This is a genomic window from Coriobacteriia bacterium (genome assembly GCA_031292615.1).
In the GTDB taxonomy this organism is placed as follows: Bacteria; Actinomycetota; Coriobacteriia; order Anaerosomatales; family JAAXUF01; genus JARLGT01.
In genome coordinates, this window is sequence record JARLGT010000029.1 from 18,554 (window position 1) to 43,446 (window position 24,893).

General features: G+C 65.5%; 28 protein-coding genes and 1 riboswitch. Of the genes, 6 read left to right on the forward strand and 22 right to left on the reverse strand.

Features of this window, described 5'->3' with window-relative positions; genetic code table 11:
* Positions 1-12: 12 nt before the first annotated feature.
* The 5 genes from P4L93_02925 to cysK all read right to left on the reverse strand — a co-directional run bounded on the left by P4L93_02925 (position 13) and on the right by cysK (position 5,140).
* Positions 13-1,218 carry an ABC transporter ATP-binding protein gene (locus tag P4L93_02925; GenBank protein MDR3685900.1) on the reverse strand — a complete coding sequence of 402 codons (1,206 nt, stop codon included), beginning with the start codon at positions 1,216-1,218 and terminating at the stop codon, positions 13-15.
* A gap of 2 nt (positions 1,219-1,220) precedes the next feature.
* The gene (locus tag P4L93_02930; protein ID MDR3685901.1) at positions 1,221-2,189 is read right to left on the reverse strand and encodes a branched-chain amino acid ABC transporter permease; all 969 of its coding nucleotides are present in this window, start codon (positions 2,187-2,189) and stop codon (positions 1,221-1,223) included.
* 127 nt (positions 2,190-2,316) lie between these two features.
* Positions 2,317-3,522, reverse strand: coding sequence for a branched-chain amino acid ABC transporter substrate-binding protein (locus P4L93_02935; protein MDR3685902.1), 1,206 nt, complete (start codon positions 3,520-3,522; stop codon positions 2,317-2,319).
* Positions 3,523-3,763: 241 nt separating this feature from the next.
* Complete coding sequence (locus P4L93_02940) at positions 3,764-4,180, reverse strand: Rrf2 family transcriptional regulator (GenBank protein ID MDR3685903.1); 417 nt, start codon at positions 4,178-4,180, stop codon at positions 3,764-3,766.
* Between the two features lie 3 nt (positions 4,181-4,183).
* Entirely contained in the window at positions 4,184-5,140 is a 957-nt protein-coding gene (cysK, locus tag P4L93_02945) for a cysteine synthase A (GenBank protein MDR3685904.1), read from the reverse strand.
* Between the two features lie 198 nt (positions 5,141-5,338).
* On the opposite strand from cysK, the gene P4L93_02950 reads away from it, so the two are divergent.
* On the forward strand, positions 5,339-5,560 hold the full coding sequence (locus P4L93_02950; protein ID MDR3685905.1) for a hypothetical protein: 222 nt from the start codon (positions 5,339-5,341) through the stop codon (positions 5,558-5,560).
* Between the two features lie 59 nt (positions 5,561-5,619).
* Here the strand turns inward: P4L93_02950 and P4L93_02955 are convergent, their stop codons facing one another.
* The 8 genes from P4L93_02955 to P4L93_02990 all read right to left on the reverse strand — a co-directional run bounded on the left by P4L93_02955 (position 5,620) and on the right by P4L93_02990 (position 12,719).
* Entirely contained in the window at positions 5,620-6,048 is a 429-nt protein-coding gene (locus P4L93_02955) for a hypothetical protein (GenBank protein MDR3685906.1), read from the reverse strand.
* 59 nt (positions 6,049-6,107) lie between these two features.
* Positions 6,108-7,334, reverse strand: a complete 1,227-nt coding sequence (locus P4L93_02960) for an ABC transporter permease (protein ID MDR3685907.1) — start codon at positions 7,332-7,334, stop codon at positions 6,108-6,110.
* Positions 7,331-8,050, reverse strand: coding sequence for an ABC transporter ATP-binding protein (locus P4L93_02965; GenBank protein ID MDR3685908.1), 720 nt, complete (start codon positions 8,048-8,050; stop codon positions 7,331-7,333). The genes P4L93_02960 and P4L93_02965 overlap by 4 nt, the downstream gene beginning before the upstream one ends.
* Positions 8,050-9,471: an efflux RND transporter periplasmic adaptor subunit gene (locus P4L93_02970; protein MDR3685909.1), complete on the reverse strand. Its 1,422-nt coding sequence runs from the start codon at positions 9,469-9,471 to the stop codon at positions 8,050-8,052. The genes P4L93_02965 and P4L93_02970 overlap by 1 nt, the downstream gene beginning before the upstream one ends.
* A 236-nt stretch (positions 9,472-9,707) precedes the next feature.
* A complete protein-coding gene (locus tag P4L93_02975; protein ID MDR3685910.1) occupies positions 9,708-10,394 on the reverse strand; it encodes a response regulator transcription factor in 687 nt (228 codons plus the stop codon).
* Positions 10,391-11,647: a sensor histidine kinase gene (locus tag P4L93_02980; protein ID MDR3685911.1), complete on the reverse strand. Its 1,257-nt coding sequence runs from the start codon at positions 11,645-11,647 to the stop codon at positions 10,391-10,393. Before P4L93_02980 ends, P4L93_02975 begins: the two co-directional genes overlap by 4 nt.
* Before the next feature lie 111 nt (positions 11,648-11,758).
* Positions 11,759-12,445: a ferredoxin-thioredoxin reductase catalytic domain-containing protein gene (locus P4L93_02985; GenBank protein MDR3685912.1), complete on the reverse strand. Its 687-nt coding sequence runs from the start codon at positions 12,443-12,445 to the stop codon at positions 11,759-11,761.
* A 10-nt stretch (positions 12,446-12,455) separates the two neighbouring features.
* Complete coding sequence (locus P4L93_02990) at positions 12,456-12,719, reverse strand: glutaredoxin family protein (GenBank protein MDR3685913.1); 264 nt, start codon at positions 12,717-12,719, stop codon at positions 12,456-12,458.
* 115 nt (positions 12,720-12,834) lie between these two features.
* Between P4L93_02990 and P4L93_02995 the strand changes: the two genes are divergently transcribed.
* The 3 genes from P4L93_02995 to P4L93_03005 are packed head-to-tail and all read left to right on the forward strand — an operon-like array spanning position 12,835 to position 15,391.
* The gene (locus tag P4L93_02995) at positions 12,835-14,100 is read left to right on the forward strand and encodes an FAD-dependent oxidoreductase (GenBank protein MDR3685914.1); all 1,266 of its coding nucleotides are present in this window, start codon (positions 12,835-12,837) and stop codon (positions 14,098-14,100) included.
* Positions 14,101-14,137: 37 nt separating this feature from the next.
* A complete protein-coding gene (locus P4L93_03000; protein ID MDR3685915.1) occupies positions 14,138-14,959 on the forward strand; it encodes an MBL fold metallo-hydrolase in 822 nt (273 codons plus the stop codon).
* Positions 14,960-14,965: 6 nt separating this feature from the next.
* A complete protein-coding gene (locus P4L93_03005; protein MDR3685916.1) occupies positions 14,966-15,391 on the forward strand; it encodes a DUF1284 domain-containing protein in 426 nt (141 codons plus the stop codon).
* 2 nt (positions 15,392-15,393) lie between these two features.
* Here the strand turns inward: P4L93_03005 and P4L93_03010 are convergent, their stop codons facing one another.
* The 7 genes from P4L93_03010 to P4L93_03040 all read right to left on the reverse strand — a co-directional run bounded on the left by P4L93_03010 (position 15,394) and on the right by P4L93_03040 (position 22,627).
* A complete protein-coding gene (locus P4L93_03010; GenBank protein MDR3685917.1) occupies positions 15,394-16,320 on the reverse strand; it encodes a hypothetical protein in 927 nt (308 codons plus the stop codon).
* 76 nt (positions 16,321-16,396) lie between these two features.
* A complete protein-coding gene (locus tag P4L93_03015; GenBank protein MDR3685918.1) occupies positions 16,397-17,722 on the reverse strand; it encodes an ATP-binding cassette domain-containing protein in 1,326 nt (441 codons plus the stop codon).
* A complete protein-coding gene (locus P4L93_03020; GenBank protein MDR3685919.1) occupies positions 17,719-18,702 on the reverse strand; it encodes an iron ABC transporter permease in 984 nt (327 codons plus the stop codon). The genes P4L93_03015 and P4L93_03020 overlap by 4 nt, the downstream gene beginning before the upstream one ends.
* Positions 18,703-18,747: 45 nt before the next feature.
* Complete coding sequence (locus tag P4L93_03025) at positions 18,748-19,704, reverse strand: ABC transporter substrate-binding protein (GenBank protein MDR3685920.1); 957 nt, start codon at positions 19,702-19,704, stop codon at positions 18,748-18,750.
* A gap of 175 nt (positions 19,705-19,879) precedes the next feature.
* Positions 19,880-20,031, reverse strand: a riboswitch (cobalamin riboswitch).
* A 107-nt stretch (positions 20,032-20,138) separates the two neighbouring features.
* A complete protein-coding gene (locus tag P4L93_03030) occupies positions 20,139-20,711 on the reverse strand; it encodes a hypothetical protein (GenBank protein ID MDR3685921.1) in 573 nt (190 codons plus the stop codon).
* A gap of 148 nt (positions 20,712-20,859) precedes the next feature.
* Positions 20,860-21,528, reverse strand: coding sequence for a hypothetical protein (locus P4L93_03035; protein ID MDR3685922.1), 669 nt, complete (start codon positions 21,526-21,528; stop codon positions 20,860-20,862).
* A gap of 151 nt (positions 21,529-21,679) precedes the next feature.
* Positions 21,680-22,627, reverse strand: a complete 948-nt coding sequence (locus tag P4L93_03040) for an EamA family transporter (GenBank protein MDR3685923.1) — start codon at positions 22,625-22,627, stop codon at positions 21,680-21,682.
* A gap of 174 nt (positions 22,628-22,801) precedes the next feature.
* Between P4L93_03040 and P4L93_03045 the strand changes: the two genes are divergently transcribed.
* Positions 22,802-23,242: an Lrp/AsnC family transcriptional regulator gene (locus P4L93_03045; protein ID MDR3685924.1), complete on the forward strand. Its 441-nt coding sequence runs from the start codon at positions 22,802-22,804 to the stop codon at positions 23,240-23,242.
* Between the two features lie 324 nt (positions 23,243-23,566).
* Here the strand turns inward: P4L93_03045 and P4L93_03050 are convergent, their stop codons facing one another.
* Positions 23,567-23,896, reverse strand: a complete 330-nt coding sequence (locus tag P4L93_03050; protein MDR3685925.1) for a DUF190 domain-containing protein — start codon at positions 23,894-23,896, stop codon at positions 23,567-23,569.
* Positions 23,897-23,908: 12 nt separating this feature from the next.
* On the reverse strand, positions 23,909-24,283 hold the full coding sequence (crcB, locus tag P4L93_03055; protein ID MDR3685926.1) for a fluoride efflux transporter CrcB: 375 nt from the start codon (positions 24,281-24,283) through the stop codon (positions 23,909-23,911).
* 111 nt (positions 24,284-24,394) lie between these two features.
* Here crcB and P4L93_03060 point away from each other — a divergent pair, with 111 nt between their 5' ends.
* Positions 24,395-24,874 (forward strand): hypothetical protein, encoded by a 480-nt coding sequence (locus P4L93_03060; protein MDR3685927.1) that lies wholly within the window; start codon positions 24,395-24,397, stop codon positions 24,872-24,874.
* The last annotated feature ends 19 nt before the right edge of the window (positions 24,875-24,893 follow it).

Below are 24,893 nucleotides of genomic sequence, written 5' to 3' on the forward strand. Positions count from 1 at the left end.
AGTGGTCTCGAGCTAGAACTGGCCGCTATCGTGCTGGGCGTCGTAGAGCGTCTCGCTCTCTTCGTCACCCATCTCGGCCGTGTCAGGTTTGAGCTCGGCCGCACGCCGTTTCGATGGAATCAATCCTTGTGGTCGCCACGCCATCATGATGACCACGAAAAGACCGAACACGAGGAAGCGGTAGTTGGCGATAACCGTTGCGGTCGAAGGATCGACGCCAGGGATCTTGCCCGCGGCAGCCATGCCTTGGATGAAGGCGGGGATGCCTTGAATGATGATCGCGCCGACGATAGCTCCAGGAATCGAACCCATACCGCCGATGACAATTGTGCAGACGATGAACACCGACTCCATGAACGTGAAGGACTCGGGGCTAACGAACTGCTGGAAGTTCGCGAACGTCAGGCCGGCGATGCCGCCCCACAGCGCGCCCAGCGAGAACGCCCAGAGCTTTGCGGCGGTGATGCTGACGCCCACCGACGACGCGGCAACCTCGTCCTCGCGCATCGCGGCCCACGAACGACCGAGACGGGACTGGTCCAGACGGCGCACGACGAAGATCGTGAGCAGACACAGCAACACGATCATGTAGTACCAGTACACGTTGCCGTCGATCGTGAAGATGAAGTTCTTCCCGAGCGCCGGAATGTTGAAGTAGACGTTGTTGATCAGCCAATCCAAGCCAAACGGCTTGGGGATGAACTGGCCAGCTGCCGGCAGGCCGGCTGCGCCGTTGGTGATACCAAACGCGTTGTTCGTGATGACGATTCGGACGATCTCTCCGAAACCAAGCGTCACGATCGCGAGGTAGTCACCGCGAAGACGCAGGACCGGTGTGCCCAGCGCGAGTCCCGTGAGCGCGGCAGCCGCGGCGGCCACCGGAATCATGAGGAAGTAGATGTACGGTCCGAGCGCCGGTGCACCCTTGAACGCCCAAGCGCCAACGATGACGCCCGCGTAAGCGCCGATTGCGTAGAACGCAACGTATCCGAGATCGAGTAGTCCGGCGAATCCGACGACGATGTTCAGTCCTAGCGCTAGCATCACGTACAGGCCAATCAGGGCCATGATGTGCGGCACGAACAGCCAGCCGTAGCCTTCAAAGATCAGCGGCGTAATGATCAAGGCAAGCGCCAACAGCGTGTACAGAGCGATCTTGATCGGTGTCACGCGGCCAGTTCCGGCCTTCGTGTTTGTCTTCGCTTTTGATTCCGCCATGGTTACACCTTCTCCACAACGGACTCGCCGAGCAGACCACCGGGTCGGAAGATCAGCACGAGGATCAAGATCGCGAATGCGATGACGTCCTTGTAGCCGGTCGATATGAATCCCGACGCCAGTGACTCGGCGATACCCAGAACGAACCCGCCCAGCATTGCGCCACGCAGGTTACCAATGCCGCCGAGAACGGCGGCGGTGAACGCCTTCAGACCGGGCAGGAAGCCCATATTGAAGACGATCGAGCCGTAGTACATTCCGTTGAAGATACCGGCGACGGCGCCTAGCGCCGGTCCGATGAAGAACGCGAGCATAATCGAGAAGTTGATATCGATGCCCATTAGGCCTGCAGCCTCACGGTCTTGCGAGGTTGCTCGCATCGCCTTACCGAAACGGCTGTGGCTAATGAACGTGTCCAGAGCCACAAGAAGCACGATCGCCGTCACAAAGATGATTACCTTGAGCACGCTCACATCGACCGTTCCAATCGTGAAGGCAATCCCGTTGCCGATTGGATTCGGGAAGGGTATCTGCTGTGCGCTGACCCACAGCAGAACCGCGTTCTGGAGGAAGAGCGAGACGCCGACTGCCGAGATAAGTGGCGCAAGTCGCGGCGCATGCCTCAGCGGTCTATAGGCGAATCGTTCGATGATTACGCCCATGATGCCGACCACGAGCATCGACACCAAGAACACGATCATCAGCATGAAGAACACTCCAACATTGCTGCCGGTGAAGAAGGCTTGCGCAGGCGCGAGCACCGGGAACTTCTGGGCGATGCTCGAACTGGTTAGCAGCGTCATCACGCCAAGACCGACGAAGGCGCCGCTCATGAACAGCTCGGAGTGGGCGAAGTTGATCATAAGCAAGATGCCGTAGACCAGCGTGTATCCGAGGGCGATGAGAGCGTAAAGGCTGCCCAAGGTGATCCCATTGATGAGCTGCGCGAGGATTAGGTTTGCTAGCTGCACGACTGTCGTTCCTGTCTATCCGAAAGGGACCGCCCCTTATGCAGGCAATAAACGCAGTCCGGGCGGGCACCCCTTTTGGATGCCCGCCCGGAGAGTCGTTAGCTTGGGACGGTTGTGTGCGGATCGCCTACTGAGGCAGAGCCTTTGTGATCCACTTGCCGCCGGAAACCGTGTACAGGGTGATGGCCTTGTTGGTAGTGTCGCCGTTCTTGTCGAAGGCGATCGGGCCGGTAACACCCACCATGTTGGTTGCAGCAACGTCCTTGATGATCTCATCGCGACCAGCAGGGCTGACGACCTTGTCGGCGCCAACGGACTTGGCGGCCTCGACAACGGCTGCGATGATCACGTTTGCAGCGTCATACGAATAGGCGTCGTACGCCGCAGGAGCCTGACCGGGGTACTTCTTGTTGTACGCCGTGAGGAAGTCCTGGCCGGCCGGGAGCTTGTCGATCGGGAGACCGACGGAAGTCGCGAAGTCGCCTTCGGCCTCAGCGGCGCCAGCGAGTGCGATGAACTGCGGGTCGTAGAGACCGTCGCCGCCCATCAGCGGGCCCTTGATGCCGCCGTCCTTGGCCTGCTTGGCCAAGAGCGCGCCAGCGTTGTACACGCCACCGTAGTAGATGAAGTCAGGGTTGGTCGACTTCATCTTGGTCACGAGGGCGTTGAAGTCGGAGTCCTTGTCCGAAGTCTTCGCGGTGCCCACGACCTTGCCGCCGTTGGCGGTGAACTGGTCGGCAAACGCCTTGGCCAGACCCTCACCATACGGGGTGGAGTCATCGACGACATAGACGCTCTTGAAGCCCAGGAGCTTGGTCGCAAAGTCAGCGGCCGCGGGGCCCTGAACGGCGTCAGTCGTGCAGACGCGGAACACGTTGCTCAGACCCTGCTGGGTCAGAGCGGGGTTGGTCGAAGCCGGGGAGATCATGACGATCTTCTTGTCGGCGTAGACCTTCGAGGCCGGAATCGAGACACCCGAGTTCAGGTGGCCCATGACGCCAACGAGGGCCGGGTCAGACGCGAACGTGTTCGCGACGGTGACGCCGGTCTTCGGGTCGCCCTGGTCGTCGCCGGAGACCGGCGTGAACTTCAGACCAGCGGCGGTAACGGTCGAAGAAGCGTTGGCCTGCTCGATGGCAAGCTCAGCGCCACGAACCATGCCCTGGCCGAGCGCGGTTGCGCCGGCGGTAAGCGGGGCACCGATACCGATCTTGACCTCAGTCGGGCCGCTGCTCGTGCTGCTGGAACCCGAACTACTGCCACCACAACCGGTGCTGATCATCGCTACTGCGACGAGCAGGCTGGCCGCGGCGAGCATACGCTTGGTGCTCACCTTCATAGTTCCTCCCTTGCTCCCTGGACGATACTGCCTTGCGATTGACGCCCGTGACCGCCATCCCCAGGTGGCACGGAGCTCCACGGTCATCCCACCGCGAAACGCCTCGGAGTGTATCAGAACCGTTACGCGTGCAACAGGAGTTCGTCCGCACGCCGACGGGGCGGTTCACTACGCAAGACGGCCCCTATTTGGGGGCCGTCCGATGCATAAAAACGAAGAAAGTCGTCGTGCTGAACTAGATCCAGTACATCGTAGCTGCGGCGCCATCGATATCGCGCTGGTTCTCGGCGAGCTGGGCCAGCGTAACCGTGCTCAGAAAACCCGACAGCTGATTGGCAGCCTGACTCCACAGTTCCGAGGCGGCCGAACCTGTCACGTGCGGCACGTCGAGGATCTCTCCCTGAACGGCTTCGACCACGTCGAAGACGGTCACGTCCCGAGAACCCCGAGCCAGGGCGCACCCGCCTGCGGCCCCGCGTCGACATCGGACGATACCCGCTCGCGCAAGCGCCGTGATCTGCTGCTCGACAAAACGTCGCGGCAGGCTTAGGTGGTCGGCGAGATCACCGGCGGCGATGTACTCCCCTTCTGGCTGCTGCGCCAGGAGCACCAGAGCCCGGAGTGCGTAGTCGAGTCGTTGCGGGACGCGCATGCGTTAGCCCAGCTCTTCCCACAGTTTGGTGGACAGGTAGCGCTCGCCAGTGGACGGGGCGACGGTGATGACGACCTTGCCCGCGTGCTCGGGCTTGGCTGCGAGGCGAAGCGCGGCGGCGATGTTGGCGCCACTCGAGATGCCCACGAGCAGGCCCTCCTCGTCGGCGGCCTTGCGGGCGGTCGCGATTGCTTCGTCACCGGTGACGTGCTCGACGCTGTCGATAACCGTTAGATCGAGCACCGTCGGGATGAAGTTGGCGCCGATGCCCTGGATCAGGTGCGGTCCCGGCGTGAGCTCCTCGCCCGCGAGCTTCTGAGAGATGATGGGCGACTCGGCGGGCTCGACCGCAACGGCCAGGACGCCCGGGAACTTCTCTTTGAGGTAGCGACCCGCACCGGAGATCGTCCCGCCCGTACCCACGCCGGCGACGAAGGCCGCGATCCGGTGTCCGCCCAGCGCCTCGGCGATTTCGGGTCCAGTGGTTTCGTAGTGCGCGGCCGGGTTGGCCGGATTGTCGAACTGGCCGGCGATCCAACCGTTAGGTGTGGAGGCGGCGAGTTCGTTGGCGGCATCGACGGCGCCCTTCATGCCCTTTGCCTTGTCGGTGAGCACGAGCTCGGCGCCAAATGCGCGCAATAGCTTGCGACGCTCGATCGACATCGACTCCGGCATCGTCAGAATCACGCGATAGCCCCGCGACGCGCCGATGAGTGCAAGCGCGATACCGGTGTTGCCGCTCGTCGGCTCGATGATGACCGACTCGCCTGGCGTGATGACACCGCGTGCCTCGGCATCGTCGATGATGCTCTTGCCAATGCGATCCTTGACCGAGCCGCCAGGGTTGCGGGACTCAAGCTTTACGCCCACAAGCGCGGGAAGGCCCGCAGACAACCGACGCAGAAACACGATCGGTGTGTCGCCGATTGTGTCGTCCACACGCTTTGCGATCTGGGACATGACTTCCTCCTCGGATAACGTCTTAGGTGCTCTGATGCGCATCCTAGAGGGTGGATTCCCCGCCGAGAAGGGATTATACCGCACCTTAATCATGCGTTTACTGCGTTTAGCGTCGCTTCGGTGCGACTGGAGGCCGGGAGAGCGAATGGCTACTGTGAAACCGTCGAAAGCGATCGCAAGTCTGAGGGGAGTCGCGCTGTGAGCACGGTGTTCTGGGCATGGTTCGCCGTCACGGTGCTCCTCGCCCTAGGCGAGGCCGTCACAGGCGGGCTGCTCGTGATGCCGTGGGCGATCGGTGCGGCGGTGGCGACGCTCCTCGAGGCGCTCCACGCCCCCTCTGGGTGGCAGTGGATCGGGTTCTTGACGGTATCGCTCGTTGCGTTCGTCGCGGCTCAGAGGTTGATCATCCGCCGCAGATAGCACGAAGGGCGGCCTCCCGACCGAAAGACCGCCCTTCGCCATTCGGTTACGCAGCGCCGCTACGTGGTGAGCGGAATCGCCGGCTCCGTGGAATCCGCCGCTGCCACGGGGGGCGCAGAAGCCGTCGTTGCAGTTGGCACTGCGGAAGCCGCGACGAGTTTGACGTGCGCGAGCTCGGCCAGGACGGGCCACTCGGCGAACGCGAGGTAGAGCATCACGCCGAGGTTGACCACCGGGATGACTGCGAGAAGCCCGATCGCACCCGACATGCCCGCCTTCTGGTAGAGCTTGTAGAACGCGAACGCCATGACGATGAGCGTCACCGCGAAGATCGCCAGCAGGACGTAGGTCGTGACCGGGCCGCCGGGCAAGATTCCGCCTCGGCCGCCGGGAAAGCCGCCCGCAGCGCCGCGTCCCATCGCGCCCGCCGCACCGCCTGCGCCGTTCGCACCCTGCGGCGCGCCCTGTGGAACTTGATTCGGATCCATCTGTGACTCCAATCTGTTGAGCCGCCCGCAGTCCTCAGGACCTGCGAGCTAGCCGGACTTCACTGGTAACGGAGCGCCTCGATCGGGTCGAGCTTGGCAGCGCGGCGCGCCGGGTAGTAGCCGAACACGATGCCGATTCCGGTCGACACGCCGACCGCAAGGACAACGGAGTAGAGGCTTACCGTTGTGGAGTAGCTCGAGAACGTGGTGATGCCCCACGAGATGGCCCAGCCCAGCGCGATGCCGATCAGGCCGCCGAGCATCGTCAGGGCAATTGCCTCGGATAGGAACTGCGACGTGAGGTCGCTGCGCGTGGCACCAAGCGCCTTGCGCAGGCCGATCTCCCGGATGCGCTCGGTGACCGTGGTCAGCATCATGTTCATGATGCCGATGCCGCCGACCACCAGAGAGATGCCGGCGATCGAGCCCAGCAACAGGGTGAGCGTGTTGGTGATGGTGGACAGCGTCGATGCGATATCGGCCTGGTTGGCGATCTGGAAGTCGGCATTGGACGAGTCCGCAATGCCATGGCGCGCCAACAGGAGCGTCGTGATGTCCGCCTCCACCTGGGTCATCGAGTCCTGCGATGCAGCTTCGACGTACACGCTACTGACGCCGGTCGACTTGGACAGATGCGCTTGGAAGGTCTCGAACGGCACGTAGACGGCTGCATCCTGGTTGTCTCGGCCACTCGAGCCCTTGGATGTCGTCACCCCAATAACCGTGAACGGCTGACCGGAGATCCGAATCCTCTGCCCGATTGCACTGGCCGCATCGCCGAACAACGTCGAGGCGGTATCCGGACCCAAGACCGCGACACGCGCCGAGTTTCCCTCTTGGCTGTCCGTGAACCACACGCCGTACTGAACGGTGTAGTTGCGAATCGTCGGGAAGTCGGACGTCGTGCCGGTGATGTCGACGTTCGTATTGCTTGCCTCGGCAGACACCTGCAGGCTTGTCGATGTGATCGGCGCCACGGCTTTGACGTTCTTCACCTGCGTCCGAACGGCGTCGACGTCCTTGAGCGTGATGGAGTTAGTGCTCGCTCCCTGCCCGAAACCGCCGCCAATACGGCTGCTCGAGGCGCTGCCAGGGCTGATCGTCAGCAGGTTGGCGCCCATGGAGGAGACGCTCGACTCGATCGAGGCCTTGGTGCCCTGTCCGAAAGCGACCATGACTATGACCGACGTAATGCCGACGACGATGCCGAGGATGGTCAGGAACGAGCGGGCCTTGTTCGCCGTGAGCGACAGGAACGTCTCTGTGAGCAGGTCCTTCAAGTTCACAGCGCGACACCTCCCCCGACAGCGACTCGCTCTGGGATGGCGTCCTCGGTCAGCACGCCGTCGCGGATGTGAACCGTGCGGTCGGCGTGCGCCGCAACCTCCGGCTCGTGCGTGATGAGCACGATGGTGCGACCTTGGTCGCGCAGTTTCTCGAACGTCGCAAGGATGAAGTCTCCTGTCACTGTGTCGAGGTTGCCTGTCGGCTCGTCTGCCAGGATCAACGCGGGGTTGTTCACCAAAGCACGGGCGATTGCGACGCGTTGCATCTGGCCGCCTGAGATCTGGTTCGAGAGCTTGTAGAACAGCTCGGGCGTCAATCCGGCGGCGGTCATAGCCGCCACCGCACGGTCGTGGCGTTCACGATCTGGTGTGTGCGAGTAGATCATTGGGAGCGAGACGTTGCGCATGATGCTCGTGCGAGGCAACAGGTTGAACGACTGGAATACGAAGCCGATCTCCCGGGAGCGTGCCTCGGCGAGTTCTGCTTGGTTCAGCGAGCTGACGTCGACGCCACGGATGCGGTAGCTGCCCGAGGTCGGCGTGTCGAGCAGACCCAGCAGGTTCATAAGCGTCGACTTGCCCGAACCGGACGGGCCCATGATCGCGACGAACTCGCCTTCCTGGACGGTGAGCGATACGCCCTTGAGAGCCTGCGTGTATGTGTCACCGGTCAGGTACGTTTTGACCATGTCGCGGACTTCGATGATCGCGGGCATTAGTTGCCACCAGGTCCGCCACCGGGAGGTCCACCGGTACCGCCGAGCAGGCTTCGCGTGTTGGTGCTCTTGGTCGACGAGGAGGATGTGGTCGACGAGGCGGTAGAGTTGCTCCCCGTCGAGACGGTCGTTCCCTCCGTGATGCCACTCACGATCTGGGTGTAGTTGTCGTCCGCGAGGCCGACCTTGACGGTCTTCTGCGTGGTCTGGCCGCTCGGGTCAACGACCAGCACGTACTTGGAGCCGTTGTCGGTCTTGACCGCTGCGTTGGGGACGGAGATCGCGTCGGCCGCGCTTTGGGTCTCGATGTCCACCGAGGCGGTCATTCCGGTGCGAACGCGCTCATCAAGCTGGTTGAGCTTCACGTACACGGTGTAGTTGACGACGCCCGAACTGGTTGTGGCGTTGGGCAGAATCGAGCTGACCGAACCCGTGAACGTCTTGCCTGAGATCGCGTCGAACGTGATCGTCGCAGGCTGGCTGACAGCGACGCTGGGGATGTCGACCTCACTTACCGTCAGCTCGACCTGGAGTGACTTCATGTCTGTGATGGTGATCGAGCTACCCGAGCTGTTGCTCGACGAGCTCGTCGACGAGCCGGAGCTTGAGCTGCTGCTCGCGGCCGCTGTGCCACCGCTCGACGAGGAGCTGGAGCTGGTACCGGACGACACGGCGGTGCCCACAGAAAGAGGAAGCGCCGTGATGACGCCGTCGATCGGAGCGGTGACGACCGTCTCCTTCGTATTGGTAAGCGCCGTCGCGTAGCTGCCCTTCGAAGTGGTCAAGCTGGCCTTGGCCGCCTGCAAGCCAAGATCTGCGGAAGTCACACCGAGCTCGGCGGCGTCAACGGACTCCTCGGCCGTTGTCACCGATCGCTTGGCCATCTTGAGGTTGTAGGCGTGATCGGGAGCCGTAGTGGCCTCGGCCTGCACTTTCCAGAGCGCCTTCTTGGCCTGCAGCACCTTTGTGTTGGCGTCGTAGAGCTGGCTTTCGGCCTGCTCGTAGGAGGACTCCGCCTGCGTGACCCCCTGCTTGGCCTGAAGTAGCGATGCCTTGGCCTGGAGCAGTGACGTTTGCACGCTGTCGCTCGTGATCGTGTAGAGCGTGTCGCCCGCCGTCACCGTCTCGCCGAGGCTGACGTAGAGCTTCTTCACGGTGCCGCTGATCTGCGGGTTGACCGTGACTGAGTCGGCAGCAACCGAGCTGCCGGTGCCGGATACCGCAACGCTGATGGCGCGCTTGGTGGCTGTTGCGGTCGACAAGGTCGATGTAGTGGAACTCTTCGACTGCGACAGCACGATGGCCGCCACAATCCCGACGATGACGACGAGCGCGATAACGGCTCCGATCGCCCACCGGCCCTTCTGCTTGCGCGCCGCCGTCAACGGCGCCGCGGTGAGCGGCACAGCCTCGGCGTTCACGACTGCCACCTCGTGGCAGTTGAGACGCGCGACGTGCGCGCTGCGGGGCGGGACTTTCCGATCATGGCGGCCTCCTCGGCGACAAGTAATACTCTTCGCCTTTGAAGCTACCGAGGACGTGCGCCCCGCGCGTCACCCGAGGGAGTGAAAGCTGCGTACCACGTTGGGAGTACGTGGCCGAGCCAAACTGCACCGGCAGAGACGTCGGCCGCCGCAGCGGCGGCCGAGGGTGGCTGCTACTCGCCTGGCTCGCCGGGGGTCACGAAGCCGCTCTCATAGGCCAGCGTGACGAGCTGGGCGCGGTCGCGCGCTCCGAGCTTCATCATGACGCGGCTCACGTGCGTCTTGGCTGTTGCGGGGCTGATAAACAGCTCGGTGGCGATCTCGGCGTTGGACAAGCCGTGCGCCACTAGCGTAAACACCTCGCGCTCGCGCTCGGTCAGGTGCTCCAGTTCGGAGAGCGAGGCGCGCACCTGCGCGGGCCTGCGCGCGAACTCGGCGATAAGGCGACGCGTGACGCTGGGCGCCAGGAGCGCCTCGCCGCCAGCGACGACGCGGATCGCCTCGAGCAGTGCCTCGGGATCGGTGTCCTTGAGAAGGAAGCCGCTCGCGCCCGCACGAAGCGCCTCGTAGACATACTCGTCGAGGTCGAACGTGGTCAGGATGATGATGCGGGCATCGGCCGTCTTGGGATCGGCGATAATCGCGCGAGTCGCCTCGATGCCGTCCATGAGCGGCATGCGGATGTCCATGAGAACGACGTCGGGCACCGTGTCGCGAGCCAGTGAGACAGCCTCGACACCGTTGGAGGCCTCGCCAACGGCCTCGAGATCGGGCGCCGAGTCGACCAGCATGTGAAAGCCGCCGCGCACCAGGGCTTGATCGTCGGCGACAAGTACGCGAATGGGCGCGGTTCCGGTCATGTGGTGCTCCTCACGATGGGGAGGCGCGCGGCAACGTGGAAACCGCCACCCGGCATGGGCGCAGCCTCAAACGTGCCGCGCAGCGCTGTGACGCGCTCGCGCATGCCGGCCAGACCGTGACCTCCCGCGGGCACCGGCGTGGGTGGAGTGTTGCCGTCGTCGTCGATGGTGATGCTCAGCGCGCCCTCTTCTCGGCGGATGCAAAGCATCACGTTGCAGATGCCAGCGTGGCGGACGACGTTGGTCAGCGACTCCTGGACGATGCGGTACGCCGAGCCCTCGACCACCGCCGGAATCTCGCCGAGATCGGCGTCGACGTGGGACTCCACCTTGTAGCCGGCCTCTGTGAGCGGCGCGATCAGGTCGGCGAGCCGAGCCAGCCCGGGAGCGGGCGCCAGCGGTGCGTCGCCCTCCTCCCCCGCTCGCAGCACGCCGAGCATGGCGCGGAGCTCGTCGAGGGCGTCTCGGCTGGTACGGCGGATCGCGTCGAGCGCTTTGCGGGCCTCGGCGGGGTTGGAGTCGATGACGTGCGCGGCTGCGCCGGACTGGACCGCGATGATCGACAGCGAGTGCGCGGTGATGTCGTGCAGCTCGCGAGCGATGTGCAGCCGCTCCTCGTCGACGCGCCGCCGGGCCTCCTCGTCGCGTGTGCGCTCCGCATCGGCGGCTCGCTGCTCGACCTCTGCGACGTAGGCTCGGCGGTTGCGAGTCGCATCGCCCATCGCCCCGGCCACGCCGAGCAGCGCGATGATGCGCACCGACTCGGCGAGCAGGCCGGTGCTGCCCACGGCGAACCATGCCGCGCCGAGCTGTGCGGCGGCGGAGAGCACGCCGGCGACGATCACGACGCGCCGATCGCGCAGGGATGCAACGGTGTAGAGCGCTACAAGCGGCGCGAGCCAAGCGATGTTGGGTGGGAAGTGGCCCACTTCGTAGACGACTGCTGCAAGAGTGGTCACGCCCAGGATCGTCAGCGGATAGCGCCGACGCCACACCAGGGGCAGGAAAGCGAGCGCAGTGACCACGTACGCCCAGGGCGAGGGAGTCCCGCCCGGACCGAACGGGGTGGCCGTCGGCGGTTGCGCCGAGAGCCTCGTGAGGGCGGCGTGGTCGAGTTGCCGGGGGCCATGCCCGCCATCGCCAAAGGAGAGCGAGCGCGGAATCAGTAGGCCCATGCAACCCACGACCGTCAGCGCGAGCGCGAACGCCGCGTCCTGCACGATCTGGGGAAGCCGCTTGAGGGTATGTGTCATGTTCTCGACCATGACGTGATGGTAGCCGCTCGCCGAGATGAGCGCATGAGCTTTGTGGAGTACCTGTGAATACTCCGTGTGCGGTAGCGGCTAGGAGCGGGGTCGCACTGGCTAGCGCGCGCGGCCGAGAGCAACCGTCACCAGCACCTCGCCATCGCGGACGAAAGCCGGGAACGTCGAGACGTGTGCGTCCGGATGATCCGTCGTTCCGGTGCGCACGTCGTAGCGCCACCCATGCCACGGGCACGTCAGGTAGTAGCCGTCCGTGAAGCCGTCGGAGAGCGGCCCGAACGCGTGGCGGCACAGATTCGAGAGCGCGAAAACCTCGTCGTCGACCCGCGCGACCACTATGTCGCGCTTGCCGATCTTGACGTGGCGCACCCCTCCCGGCGCGAGGTCCTCAAGACGCGCGACCGGCACGTCGACCAGCGAGCCGGCATGCGGCTCCTCAATCACGCCGATCAGCTCGGCGCCGTCCTCGACATCGGTGCGGATGAACAGACCGCACCAGCACTTCTGCATCGCCGCGAACTGGTCGGAGTAGAACGCGATGCACGGACAGACGATCTTCAGGTCTTCCTTGGGATCGCCCGTGCGCATGCGGCAGGGGCAGTAGACGTCGCCATCGCGATCGAGGACGACAAGCTCGCTCTCGAGCACGTCGTCGACAAACTCGGTCTCGGTGTTGAACTTGTAGCCGAGATGAGCCGCGAACGGCTCCATGTAGGCTTTCAGGTCGTTGATGGTGGTTCCCGCCGGCAGGACACGGCGGACCGGTTTGGTTTCGTCGGGCGTCATCGGCCTGAGCCTACAGCCCGAGGACTTCGGAGATGCGGCTCTTGTTGAAACCGACAACTACCTCGTCGTCGACGACCAGCACGGGGAAGGACGTTCCGCCCGAAAGGCGCTTGACCTCGGCGGCAGCGACACCCTTGGGAGTCTCGGGATCGCCCGGAGTTCCTTCGAGCAGATCGACCTCGGTCAACTCGTACGCGACCTCGTGCTCGTCGAGAAACTTCTTGGTCATGCGGCAGTATGGGCACGTAGAGAGTGCGTACAGGTGAACGGTCATTGTGGACTCCTTTTGGTGAGTCGCGCGATCGCGGCATCGCGCCACGAGTGATGCGAAGGGTACATCTGGAGACGTATGTTCCCGAAACTGCGAACGACCGACTTGGAGCCATACCATGCCCGATGAACGCACAGGATGCCCACCCACCGATGCCGAGCGCCGAATCATCATCATCGGCGGCGGCTACGCGGGCACGACGCTTGCCGTGCGGCTCGGCCGAGCACTGAAGCGTCGACCCCGGCCGGGGGTCGAGGTGCTGCTCGTCGAGAACAACCCGTGCCAGCAAGCGCTCTCCGAGTTGGACCTGGTCGCGGCGGGACCAGAGCGACCCGAGTTCTGCGAGCTATGGCTGCCGGCCGTACTCAAGAACCTCCCAGTGCGCACGTGCTTCAACCGCGCCGAGAAGATCGACTGCGCTCGGCGGGTTGTGACCATCCGAGGCGGGCAAGAGGTCAGCTACTGGCGTCTTGTCATCGCGACGGGCGCCGTACCGTCGCTCCCACCGATTCCCGGGCTTGCCGAGCACAGCATGACGATGTGGTCGGTCGCCGACGCCCAGATGCTGCAAGCCCGCGTTCACAACCAGATGAGGCTCGCCGCCGCGATGCCCTACGCCGAGGATCGGCGCCGAGCACTGTCGGTCACGGTCTGCGGTGGTGGTGCTACGGGCGTCGAGATCGTCGGCACGCTCGGCCAGCTGCTCCCCAAGCGAGCGGCCGATCTGGGGCTCGACCCCAACGACCTCAACATCCACCTGATCGAGGGCCGCCCTAGCATCCTCTACGACCTGCCCGAGGCGCAGCGCACCATGGCGGCTCGGCGCCTGACTCGGCTCGGCGTGGAGGTCGTGACCGGCTCTATGGTCGCGAGCATCGACGCTGAGGCCGTCACGCTGGCCGATGGGCGGCGCGTTCCAAGCGCCGTGCTAGTCTGGTGTGGTGGGGCGAAGTCCGACCCGCACGCATCGGAGTGGGGCTTTACGCTGGACAACGGCGGGCGCATCGTGACCGGTCCGGACGGCAAGGCGCACGGCCTAGACGACGTCTACGCCCTGGGCGACGTGGCCTCGTTCCACAACCCGCGGACCAAGGGCGTGCTTCCCATGCTCGCCCAGTTCGCGATCACCTCGGCCGAGCACGCCAGCGGCAACCTCCTCGCCGAGATAGACGGCGCCCCGACGACCCCCTTCATGCCGAGCATGCACGGCGAGTTCGTAAGCGTTGGCCCGAGCTGGGGCGTGGGCTGGATGTTTGGGCTCAAGCTCTCGGGCTTTCCCGCCATCTTCATGAAGCGGCTCACGTACGTCCTGTACTGGTGGCAAGTGGGTGGGATTCCGCTGGCGTGGAAACGCGGGCGCGAGTTGCTCTCGATGCAGCGCTAGGCTCGAAGTGTCGGAGCCGCAGTGTACACTGCCCAGCATGCCAACAGCCTCTCAATTGCGCGTCGTCTTTCTCGGTTCCGGCTCGGCGGGTAATGCCGTTGCGGTCACGGACGGCGTGACGACGCTGTTGGTCGACTGCGGGTTCTCGGCAAGGGAGACGGTTCGCCGGCTGAAGCTTGCGGGACTGGCCGCCGAGGACGTCAGCACGATCCTGGTCACGCACGAGCACTCCGACCACATCCGTGGCGTCGACGTCTTCCAGCGCCGGCACGGGATGGCCACTGTCGCCTGCACGCTCGGGACGCGACGAGCCGCCGGCTTTGACGGGCTGGAGGGCGAGGCGGTCGCGCTGGTCCCCGGAGAGATCACCCGGTTCGGGACGCTGTCGGTGCTGCCGTTCCGCACGTCACACGACGCAGCGCAGCCGGTGGGCTACGTGATTGAGACCGAGAGCGGTCAGCGGCTCGGGCTCGCGACCGACACCGGCGTGCTGACCCCGGAAGCCGCCGAGGCGCTAGCCGACGTCGACTTGCTGGGCTTGGAGAGCAACCACGATCTCGGGATGCTCGAGAACGGGCCGTACCCGTCCTACCTGAAGCGCCGCATCCGCTCCGAGCAGGGCCACCTCTCCAACCCCGACGCGTGCGACGCGATCGAGCGGCTGGCAAGCAACCGGCTGCGCCACGTCTTCGCGCTACATCGCTCGAACACCAACAACAGCGCCACGATCGTGCGGCGCGAACTGGCTGCGCGTATGACGGCGATCGGGCTGCGCGTGCCGGTCGAAGTGGCGCCGCAAAACGACATACTGGACTCCGAGCCGCCGCAAGGCATCCTCTTTGGCAAAGAGGCCCGGTGATGCGCGATGACCATGCCAGATGAGCCCCGCCTGCGCGGGCATCACTTCGTCTGCCTGCAGTTCTTCCGCGGGGAGGGTTACTCGGCGAGTTTCGTCGAGAACCTGACGCGCGTGATCGAGCGCGCCGGCGAGACGTCAGCGCTGCTGGTCGAGGGCGCCGATGACGTATGCGCTGCATGCCCGGGGCTGGCCGCAGACGGCACGTGTGTCGACCCCAGCGCAGGCGAAGCCGAAGTACGGCGAATCGATCGGCTCGCGTTCAGCGTGCTGTGCGTGGAGCCGGGAGCCCGGTTGTCGCTCGCCGAAGCGCGCGAGCTGCTCTCGGCAGACGCGATCGCGGCGGGTCGCTGGCGCTCAGAGGCGTGCAGCGGCTGTGCCTGGGAGGCCGGCTGCGAGGCCGGCTGGGACGCGCTCCTCGGCGAGGCCGAGTAGGGCTACTTCGCGGGCCGGGGCGTTAGTACGACCGGGCCGTACACGGTAGCTGGCGGGTACGCCGTCGCGAGGCGCAGAGGCTTGCCCGCGATCGTCCAGTCCGCGTTGAGCGCCGGCGGGTTGTGAAGCGCGACGGCGTACTCCTGATTCTTCGCCGAGTTGCGAAACACTGCCCAGGTCAGGTAGAGCGCCGGGCGTCCGCCGAGGTCGAACGCCGTGTGAGTCACGTACGCTTGGTCGGCGACGAAACTCAGGTCGCGGCCAACCGCGTCGATGGCATTGCCCCAGTTCACGAGCTCGCCGTTGGGGTCGATCAGCCACTCGCCACGCTTGCTCCCCTTACGCAGCCCAAACGACGTTTCGCCCACGTCACCAGAGAGCAGCACCTGGTATGAAGCGGGCTCAGCCTTGAGGTCGGCCGCGAGCGACTTGGCTGAGGCGGATGGCTTTGCGACGTCGCGCACCGGGACGATCAGCGCGGTCGAGAAACCGGTCGAGGTCGAGAGGATGCTCGCTGCATCGGAGCCGAACACGATCGGCTGCGCGTGGTCGTTGGGAAGCTCGATCCAGAACTGGCCGTTGGCTGAGGCTGCCTTGGCAAGCTCGGCGATCTTCTTCTTGTCGGTGAGTTGGTGAAGGCCGGTCAGCTGTGTCGCAGCCGGAGGAAACCACGCGACGGTCACAGTGGTCTCGGCAACCTTGCGCGGGCGCCCCGCGAGCGAGGCAGCCATGTCTAAGGGAAGCGTCTGCTGACCGGCGGTCGACGAGGTGGCCACCGAGGAGCCTGCGCCACCCGTGCTCGCCGCGCCGCCCGTGCTGCTGCCGGTGGTCGGTGCCGAGCAGCCAGCCAGCGATGCCGCGATCGCGATTGCGACCAACGTTGTCAGAGCCAGGTGCGACACTCGGCGAGATGAGATGCGGTTGAGCACGGGCACTCCCTGGGTCTGCGCTTCACGGGTGGTTCGCTGAGTGCAGGGTAGTGGCTCGTGCGGACGCGCGCCAGCGTTACAGGCACTCGAGCCGGTGAAACGCGACATCGAGGTCGGTCGCAATCTGCGCGCCGCTGGCAACGGCGTTGTGCCACAGCGTAGCGGCTTCCCCGCCGGTGAAGTCCCGGCCGTCTACGCTACCGACGAGCACCAGCCGCCTACCGCTTTCGACGGCGGCGCGCAGGTTCGCGACGTTGCCGTGACCGAACGGCACCTCGGCGATCACGATGACGTCAGAACCGTCCGCGAGAGCTCGAACGCGGCTCTCCGCGTCGGCGTCCATCGGCGCGAACGGCGGCAGCTCGACGTGCTCGACGCGCAGCGCCTCGGCGACGAGTTGGTCGGCGTCGCCCGTGTTCAGCGCGCCCGCCGAGACGTGCCAGCCGCACAGCACGAGGCGCCGCATCAGCGAGGCGGCCACGCCCGAGCCGCCGACAACAAGCACTCGCCCACGCGGCTCGCCGGCGACGGACTCCTCGCGCAGCACCGGAGTGACGCTCACGGCGCCGGTGACGACGTCGGTTCCAACCACGGCTCGCACGCCGAACACGTCGCGCAACATCGCGGTGGTGATGACCTCGGCCGGCGACCCGACCGGGCCGAGACGGCCGTCGGCGACCACGGCGACTCGGTCGGCGTAGCGCGCCGCGAGATCGAGGTCGTGGAAGACGGCGAGCACGGCCATGCCCTCATCGGCGAGCGAACGCGTCAGGTCGAGGATCTGCATGCTGTGGTTCAGGTCCAGGTGGCTTACGGGCTCGTCGAGCAGAAGGACCGAGGGCTCCTGCGCGAGAGCTTGCGCGAGTGCAAGCCTCTGCAGATCGCCGCCGGAAAGAGCGTCCGTGGGCTTCTCGGCGAGGCGAAGCGTGTCGGTCAGGCGCATCACGCGTTCGACGATCGCGTCGTCCACGTCGCTGGGAGCAGCAAAACGCGTGAGGTGCGGGTGGCGCCCCATCGCGACGAACTCGCGGGCCGGGACCGAGAACGCGGCCGTGACCTGCTGCGGCACCACGCCGACGAGTCGCGCGCGCTCGATGGGCTGCATGCTGCGAGCATCGCGACCGGAGAGCAGCAGGGAGCCGCCGAGCAGCTCGGCGTCGCCGGTGACCGCCCGTAGCAGCGTGGACTTGCCCGCGCCGTTGGGGCCGACGAGTCCGACGACCTCGCCCGCCTCGACTGCAAGCGTCGCTGCGCACACGACGCGCTCGTGGGCGTAACCCACGTCTGCGCCGACGTACGCGATTGCGGCCGGGTCGGCGACGTGCGCCGCCGCGCTTCCCGGCGCTGCCGGAGCCGCCACACCCGCTGCCGGGTGCTCGCCGTCTGCGCGCTGCAAGCTCACGCGCGCCTCCCACGAATCAGCAGCCAGATGAAGAACGGCCCGCCGAGCACCGCGGTGACGATCCCCACGGGGATTTCGACCGGCGCCAGAATGGTCCGCGCGACAAGGTCGGCGAGGACCAACACGATTGCGCCGGCGAGGAGCGACGCTGGCAGCAGCCGTCGGTGATCGGGGCCGAGCACGAGTCGAACCATGTGCGGCGTCATCAACCCGACGAAGCCGATGAGTCCAGAGACTGCCACTGCCGCCGCCGTGAGGAGCGAGGCCGTCGCCAGTATCACAAGCTTGAAGCGCTCGACGGACAGGCCGAGGTGCCCCGCGCGCTCGTCGCCCAACAGCATGAGGTTGAGCTCTCGGGTCGAGAGCAGTGGCACGATGATGCCGATCACGAACATCGGCGCGATCATCCAGATGTACTCCCACGATGCCGCGCCGAGGCCTCCCATCATCCAGTAGACGATGGCGGCCATCTGCTGGTGTGCGAAGACCATCACGAACGAGGTGATCGCCGCCAACGTGTAGGAGAGCGCTACGCCCGCAAGCAGCAGCGACGTCGCCTCGAGTCGCCCGCCGAGCGACGCCAGCCTCACCACCAGCATCATCGTGAGCAGCGCGCCAGCGAATGCCGCGAGCGGCACGACACCGAAACGCATCGCGGTCGCGCCGGCGGTCGCGGTCAGCGCAATCATCGCGCCGAGCCCCGCTCCGCTCGAGACCCCGAGGATGTAGGGGTCGGCGAGCGGGTTGCGGAACAGCGCCTGGTACAGCGTGCCCGCTCCCGCGAGCGACGCGCCCACGAGCGCGGCGAGAAGCACTCGCGGCAGGCGCACCTGCACGATCAACGTGTCGGCCAGCCCTCCGCCACCGCCGTGCAGCGCGCGGCCCAGCGCGGCGAGCGCATCGGCTGGCGGGACGTACACCGCGCCCCACGCCACGCCGGCCACCATCGCAGCCATCAGCCCGACGACCAGCGAGGCCATCACGGCAGAGGGGGGAAGGTGTCGGCGGGCGGGCGTCATCCGTCGCTAGTGAAGCTGGATACCGGGGTGCAGTGCCAGCGCGATCGCCTTGAGGCCCTCCACGATGCGCGGACCACCACGCGACACGATGCTGTCGTCGAGAATCACCACTCGGTTGTTCTTGATCGCTGAGATCGCCGAGTAGCCCGGGCGCCTCTCGATTGACGAAGGGTCGCTCGAGGAGCCCTTTGTCGCGAGGTAGACGCTGGGGTTGGCCTTGATGAGTTGCTCGGAGGAGAAGCTGACGTAGCCCGGCTGCGTGACCACGTTCGTGCCACCGGCAAGCGTAATCAGCTCGTCCATCAGCGTGCCTTGGCCCGCCGTGAAGAGCGGGTTTTGGCCGATCTCGATGAAGGTGGAGACGGTGGGGCTGGCAGCAACGGCCGCTTCGATGCTCTGAATGTCGGCCTTCATGCCGTCGAGCAGCGTGGACGCCTTGTCGGAGGAGCCGGTCACCTTGCCGACTCGCTCGATGTCGGCATAGACGCCGGGCAGCGACTGGGGATCGAGCACGACGACGGTCGCGCCGAGCGCCTCGAGCTTCTTGACGACGTCGGCCTGCACGCCGCTCGTCGCCAAGATAAGGTCGGGCTTGGCAGCCGCGACGGCCTCGATGTTGGGGCCGGCGAAGTCGCCAACCTTGGTGATCGAGGCGACCTGGCTGGGATAGTCGTCGTAGCTCGTCACGCCCACGACCTCACTGCCGAGACCCAGCGCGAACAGTATCTCTGTGTTGGCCGGTGCGAGCGAGACGATGCGCTTCGGCTCGGCCTTGACGGTGATGCTACGGCTCGCGTCGTCGGTGATCGTCACGGGGAAGCCCGCGGCGTTGGCGGAAGTGGCTGCGGGCGTCGCGCTGCTCGAACCAGAGTTGCTGGCGCAACCTGTCAGGGCAATGGCGGCCAGTGCGGCGAAGATCGTCGCGATCAGTAGGGCCCGTGCGGTTCTGGTAGTGCGGGTCATGCGTCCTCCTTGTTGTCGGTACTACGCGGATTGACGCGTCCCGCCCAACGACAAAACCCGCCGCACGGCTTGAGAGTTCAAGCCAGGCGAGCGGGTCTTCGTGTAGGTGCGGAGCGGTTCGGGGAGTCGTGCCAGGACGGCACTCACCCGCGAGCCGGCCTCATTTCCTCGAAGGCCGCGTCGCGCATCACTCGGCAGGTCTCCTGACTTGCCCGGGCAAGATCGCACAGGCTTCACAGTGGCGGGTACCGTCCCGGATTTTCACCGGGTTCCCTATTCTCCCGCCAGCCGAGGAGGCTGCCGGGCACCGAGCGACGCCTATTCGGTTATGAATCGTTGCGAGTCTAGCCCAGCATCCCCAGACGCGCTAGCCGCGCTGGTCACGCCGTCGAGACCCGCGCACGGGGGCTGTGCATCACCTGGAGAGAGATTGCCTAGAAGAGACTGCCTATCGCATCTCGCATGGTACCTGCGCCGTGCTCGGCCAGGAAGTCGTTGACCGTCATGTAGATGGCCGGGTCGAGCGGGCTTCCCAGCAACTCCAGCGCTTCGAGGATCGCGTCAAGCAGGATCCCGTGGTCGACGAGCAGTGGTAGCAGTGACTCGTCGACTCGCGTCCCTCCCGCCGAGCAAAGCCGGCGACGACCCTGTGGCGTGTGAACGACGATGCCCTCGCAGTCGCGCACTTCGCCGAGGAACTCGATGCCGAAGACTCCCTGCGAGCTGTCGAACAAGCGCCGATACGACCGCCCAGTGAACTCGTAGCCGCCCGCGCGCTGCAGCATCTCGAGGCTCTCACCCGTGCGGAATGGTTTCACCGGCAGCTCGTTGAGCAGCTCTCGGAGGTTGGCGATCTCGATGAGCTCGCGATCCGTCAGCCCGTCGCGCAGGAGCGTGAGCGCAACAGTGGCCTCGGCGTCGGAGTTCGCCGAAAGAAGAGAGGAGACCAGCTCGAAGTCGACGTTTGCCGCGGCGAGGGTCTGCATGACACGCCGTGTCGTGGCCACTTGCGCTTCCCTTCCCGTAAGCACCGGCCGGCCCAGGGCGCGACACCAGTGGTTGGCACCCCTTCCCGGATGCCACCTCTTATGTCGGCAGTTGGACACACAAACTTGGTGACCGAACTCACACGGCCAACGAGCGTGCGGCTCCGGGCTACTGGGCGGGCAGCTCGGCGGTCGCGGCTGGGGTGACGGCCGGGCGCACGGTCGACGCCGCAAGCCACGAGAGCACCAGCATCACGCCAAAGATCGCGACCACCATCCCGAAGAACGGCGCTTTGATGTCCCATCCCGAGTTCAGTACGGGGCTGTCGGGATGCATCGCGCGCTTGACCGGGTCGAGGAAGAGGTCCGACATCAGCACGATCATCGCGGCGGTGAACACGACGTCTGCTACGGCCTTGTAGAGGCGATTCTCGAGTACGAGCCAGTCGAGCAAGAGCAGGACGGCAACGCCAAATAGCAGCAGAATCTGAGCGCGGAGGCGCGGATCGGCGCCGATGATGACGAGTTCGGAGGTCTTCGACCCAGAGAAGTCCCAGGTGGATGAGGCCGCGATGAAGCCGAGCACGCTGTTGACGAGCCAAAGCGGCGCCGCCACGGCGCGAAAGCCCACCTCCCAAGCGTACAGACGCTCGTTGCGCGTGAAGACGTAGACGAGCCCGAAGACACCCATGAGCGTGAAGATCATCAGGTTTACCCAGGTCGAGCCTCCGTGAAGCAGGGGCAGCTTGACCTTGTTGCCGAGCCCGACGACGGGCGGAATCGACATCACGAGCACGCCGACAACCACCACCAGGACCGCGACGACTGCAGCTCCCAATGCGAGCGATCTTCTCGAAAGTGACGAATACATCAAGCGTCTCCCGGATGGTGCTCGATTGTTGGGCGCGACTCAGCCGCGCTCACGCAGGTAGTCTAGCAGCCTGAAACGTGCCAACCCCGGCCCGCGCTGCAGGCGAAGCCCTCGGGGCCTAGGCCGCCTCTCCGGCCGCCGATGCCTCGATTGCGACGAGTGCCGCCGGCGCGACCGATGGGGCCGGAAGTGCATCGCCTGCAGTTCGCATGCCCGCGAGCGTGACTCCGGCGACGGTTACGGCACCGCCGAGCACGGTGAGCAACTGAGGCGCCTCGCCCAGCCAGACCCAAGCGACGAGGACGCCGACAACCGGCACGAGGTACAGGAAGCGCGCAGCTACGCCTGGCGGCATCGCGGAAACCGTGCGTGACCACAACGCGTACGCGACGCCGCCAGGAAGCGCCGCGAGGAATACGAGGGTGGCGATCTGTGCGGGAGTCGCGGTGACGACCGAGTGGACTGCACCCGGCGCGAAGACGAGGAACGGCAGCGATCCGGCGACCATGGCGTAGGTGGTGACCTCCATCGGCGAGTAGCGCGCGAAGAGCGGCTTGCTGACGATCGTATAGAGCGCGAAGGACAGGGCCGCCACAGCGATCAAAGCCATCCCCTCCCCGCTCCCGCTGAAGCTGCCTTTGGCGGCGCCCATGATGGCCAAGCCGGCCATGCACGCGACGAGCCCGATCCAGGTGTACCGACTGCTGCTCTCTCGACCGACCGCGACGGCAATCAGCGTTGTGAACACAGGATTGAGATTGACCAGGAAGCCAGCCATCGACGCCGAGACAGCCTGCTGACCGAAGACGAGCAGCAACTGGTAGACCCCGAACCCGAGCAGCCCAGCGAGTATCAGAGTGGGCAGATCGCGGCGCTCGGGCAGGCGCATCCCTGTCATGCGGCCGTAGATGACAAAGCCCAGCGAGGTCAGGCCCCATCGCAGAAACAGGAGGTTCCCGGGCGAGAAGTGCTGGAGGGCCGCTACCATCCCGGCGAACGACGTGCTCCAGATCAGCACCGTCGTCAACGCGGCAGCGATGGTGGCCGTTCCGTAGCGCTTGAGCATGAGCGTGTGAGCCTTCCGCAGACCTAGTATCCGTGAGCGGGAGACACCCGCGTGAGCCAAGGGCGAAGTCTAGAGGGTTGCTCCGTGGGATTACATGCGCAAACGAAGGCTTCAAGGTACTATCTACTTCGCTTCCACTGAGTTTGCCTACAACGACTTGCGAAAGGTATGCAGATGGACGATATCGACCGCGAACTCATTTCTGCGCTCCAGGACGACGCTCGCGCGACCTATGCGGAGTTGGGACGGCGCGTGGGGCTCTCGGCACCTGCGGTGGCCGAACGCGTACGTCGTCTTGAGGCCACTGGCATCATCAGCGGCTACCACGCGACCATCGACCTGAAGCGCGCGGGCTACGGCATCGTTGCCTTCGTACGGCTGACGTCCCCGGGCGACCTGGCTCACCAGCTCGAGAACATGGCGATCGCAACTCCCGAGGTTCTCGAGTCTCACCGCGTCACGGGCACCGAGAGCTTCGTACTGAAAGTGGGCGTGACGTCGATCGAGCATTTGGAGCGCATCGTCGTGAAGTTCCTGCCGTACGGGCAGACGACGACGTCGATCGTGCTCTCCTCGCCGGTGACGTGGCGCAAGGTCGAGATGACCGAGAAGTAGCGCGTCTGCGCGTATGCGTCCAGACGCGCGAACGGCGCGAAGCCCCGCGCTTCGCGCCGTTCGTGGGCCGCTGCCTGCGGCACCTTTTCCTGCCCCGAGCCAGCTGGGGAGCCGGCTTCTAGGGGCCTTCCCGGAAGCATCTGGGGATCAGCAGATGCGGTCCGGACCATTCGTGGGGCTGGGAGGGGGGTCCCGCCACAACTGAATCTTCGGCCCATCGGCGCGCCATGAAAAGGGGGTGCGGAAGCGTGCATGTGACCTGCGTCACGCCCGGGCCGCGATGGCTACTCCAGCAGTAGGCGAAACTGCTCTGCGGGACCGCCGCTAAGGCGTGAAAGTGATCGCTTGAACGTCCTCAATGGTTACCAAGCCGCTCGTAACCATGGCGTCGAGCCTTGGCAAGATGCGCTGGACCGCCTCGGCGGAGTCTACGAAGACGATCGCGATCGGTAGGTCGTCGGCGACGTCGAGCAGGTGCGCCGAGTGCGTCCGTCCCGTGCCGCCGTAGCCGAGAATCCCGCGCGTTGCCGTGGCTCCCGCGATGCCCTCGGCGTGCAGCATCGTGACGATCGCCTCGTAGAGCGTATGGCCGTCGTGGCGATCGGTCTCGCCGACGAGCACCGTGACGCGTTGAGCTGCATTGACTGCCTTCATCGCGTTTCCCCTCTAGACCGCTCGTCCAACGACGATGCCGATCCAGGCCGCGCCCAGACCGAGAATCGCGCTGCCAAACATGTTGACGAACCCGGCCGACCAAAGACCGCTTTGCATCAGTGCGATCGACTCGTACGACAGCGTCGAGAACGTGGTGAACCCGCCAAGAACTCCTGTGCCCAGGAACAGCCGCCAGTCGCCCGACACAACACCGCGCTCGACGGAGAGCGCCATCAGCACACCGATGAGGAAAGCGCCGACCACGTTGATGAGCATCGTGTGCCAGGGGAAACCCGCGCCAGTGCGCCCGACCATCCACGTGCCGATGCCCCACCGCAGTGTCGCGCCGATGGCGCCACCCACGGCCACAGCCGCCACCTCTCGCACGTCGCATCCCCTTCCGCCGCTCGGTCTGGCTGAAGTCTACCCCGTCGCTCTGACACCGGCACGCGTCTTGCGCCAAGGCGGCTGCTACGTCCTATAGGGAAAGAACGTCGCATGACGGCTACCGACAACACGCCAACGCCCGCGCCCCAGCGCCGCCTCAGCCGTCGCAAGCTCGTGCTGGGCTCACTGCTCGGGCTGCTCGCGGTGATCCTGGTCGCGGCGCTCGCAGTTCACCTGGCAGCCGGCAGCGCGTATCGGCGCAGCTTCTCGGCGAGTCTGCCGCTGACCCAACGCGCTACAGCAGCCGAGCAGGCCAGCGGGCTGGAGCCTTGGGACTCGCGCTACGCGACCCGCGCGGTCGTGATGCGCAAGTGGCTGCACGGCTCGATCCTGCTCTCGCAGGACGCCGCCCTGCCCGCGATGCTGGAGTTGGCCGACGCGTACCGCCTCGACGTAGGCGATGCGGAGCTGCTCGCCCTGTTCCAGAAGGCGCAGCAGCAGCTGAGCCTCGACACCAACCGCAAGGCGCACCTCCAGCACGCGCATGAAGGCCCGGGAGGCACGCTCAGACCGCAGGACGTGCTCAGGTAGCCGCGCCATCGTCGCCTGC

Bases quoted from the DNA above. Each gene is read 5' to 3' on its own strand.
- P4L93_03020 (MDR3685919.1), bottom strand. From the start codon at position 18,702: ATGGCCTCGCTGGTCGTCGGGCTGATGGCTGCGATGGTGGCCGGCGTG.
- cysK (MDR3685904.1), bottom strand. From the start codon at position 5,140: ATGTCCCAGATCGCAAAGCGTGTGGACGACACAATCGGCGACACACCG.
- P4L93_02990 (MDR3685913.1), bottom strand. From the start codon at position 12,719: ATGACCGTTCACCTGTACGCACTCTCTACGTGCCCATACTGCCGCATG.
- P4L93_02980 (MDR3685911.1), bottom strand. From the start codon at position 11,647: ATGACACATACCCTCAAGCGGCTTCCCCAGATCGTGCAGGACGCGGCG.
- P4L93_03060 (MDR3685927.1), top strand. From the start codon at position 24,395: ATGACGGCTACCGACAACACGCCAACGCCCGCGCCCCAGCGCCGCCTC.
- P4L93_02975 (MDR3685910.1), bottom strand. From the start codon at position 10,394: ATGACCGGAACCGCGCCCATTCGCGTACTTGTCGCCGACGATCAAGCC.
- P4L93_02985 (MDR3685912.1), bottom strand. From the start codon at position 12,445: ATGACGCCCGACGAAACCAAACCGGTCCGCCGTGTCCTGCCGGCGGGA.
- P4L93_02965 (MDR3685908.1), bottom strand. From the start codon at position 8,050: ATGCCCGCGATCATCGAAGTCCGCGACATGGTCAAAACGTACCTGACC.
- P4L93_03000 (MDR3685915.1), top strand. From the start codon at position 14,138: ATGCCAACAGCCTCTCAATTGCGCGTCGTCTTTCTCGGTTCCGGCTCG.
- P4L93_03045 (MDR3685924.1), top strand. From the start codon at position 22,802: ATGGACGATATCGACCGCGAACTCATTTCTGCGCTCCAGGACGACGCT.
- P4L93_03005 (MDR3685916.1), top strand. From the start codon at position 14,966: ATGACCATGCCAGATGAGCCCCGCCTGCGCGGGCATCACTTCGTCTGC.
- P4L93_02955 (MDR3685906.1), bottom strand. From the start codon at position 6,048: ATGGATCCGAATCAAGTTCCACAGGGCGCGCCGCAGGGTGCGAACGGC.
- P4L93_03050 (MDR3685925.1), bottom strand. From the start codon at position 23,896: ATGAAGGCAGTCAATGCAGCTCAACGCGTCACGGTGCTCGTCGGCGAG.
- P4L93_02940 (MDR3685903.1), bottom strand. From the start codon at position 4,180: ATGCGCGTCCCGCAACGACTCGACTACGCACTCCGGGCTCTGGTGCTC.
- P4L93_02995 (MDR3685914.1), top strand. From the start codon at position 12,835: ATGCCCGATGAACGCACAGGATGCCCACCCACCGATGCCGAGCGCCGA.
- P4L93_02925 (MDR3685900.1), bottom strand. From the start codon at position 1,218: ATGGCGGAATCAAAAGCGAAGACAAACACGAAGGCCGGAACTGGCCGC.
- P4L93_03025 (MDR3685920.1), bottom strand. From the start codon at position 19,704: ATGACCCGCACTACCAGAACCGCACGGGCCCTACTGATCGCGACGATC.
- P4L93_03040 (MDR3685923.1), bottom strand. From the start codon at position 22,627: ATGCTCAAGCGCTACGGAACGGCCACCATCGCTGCCGCGTTGACGACG.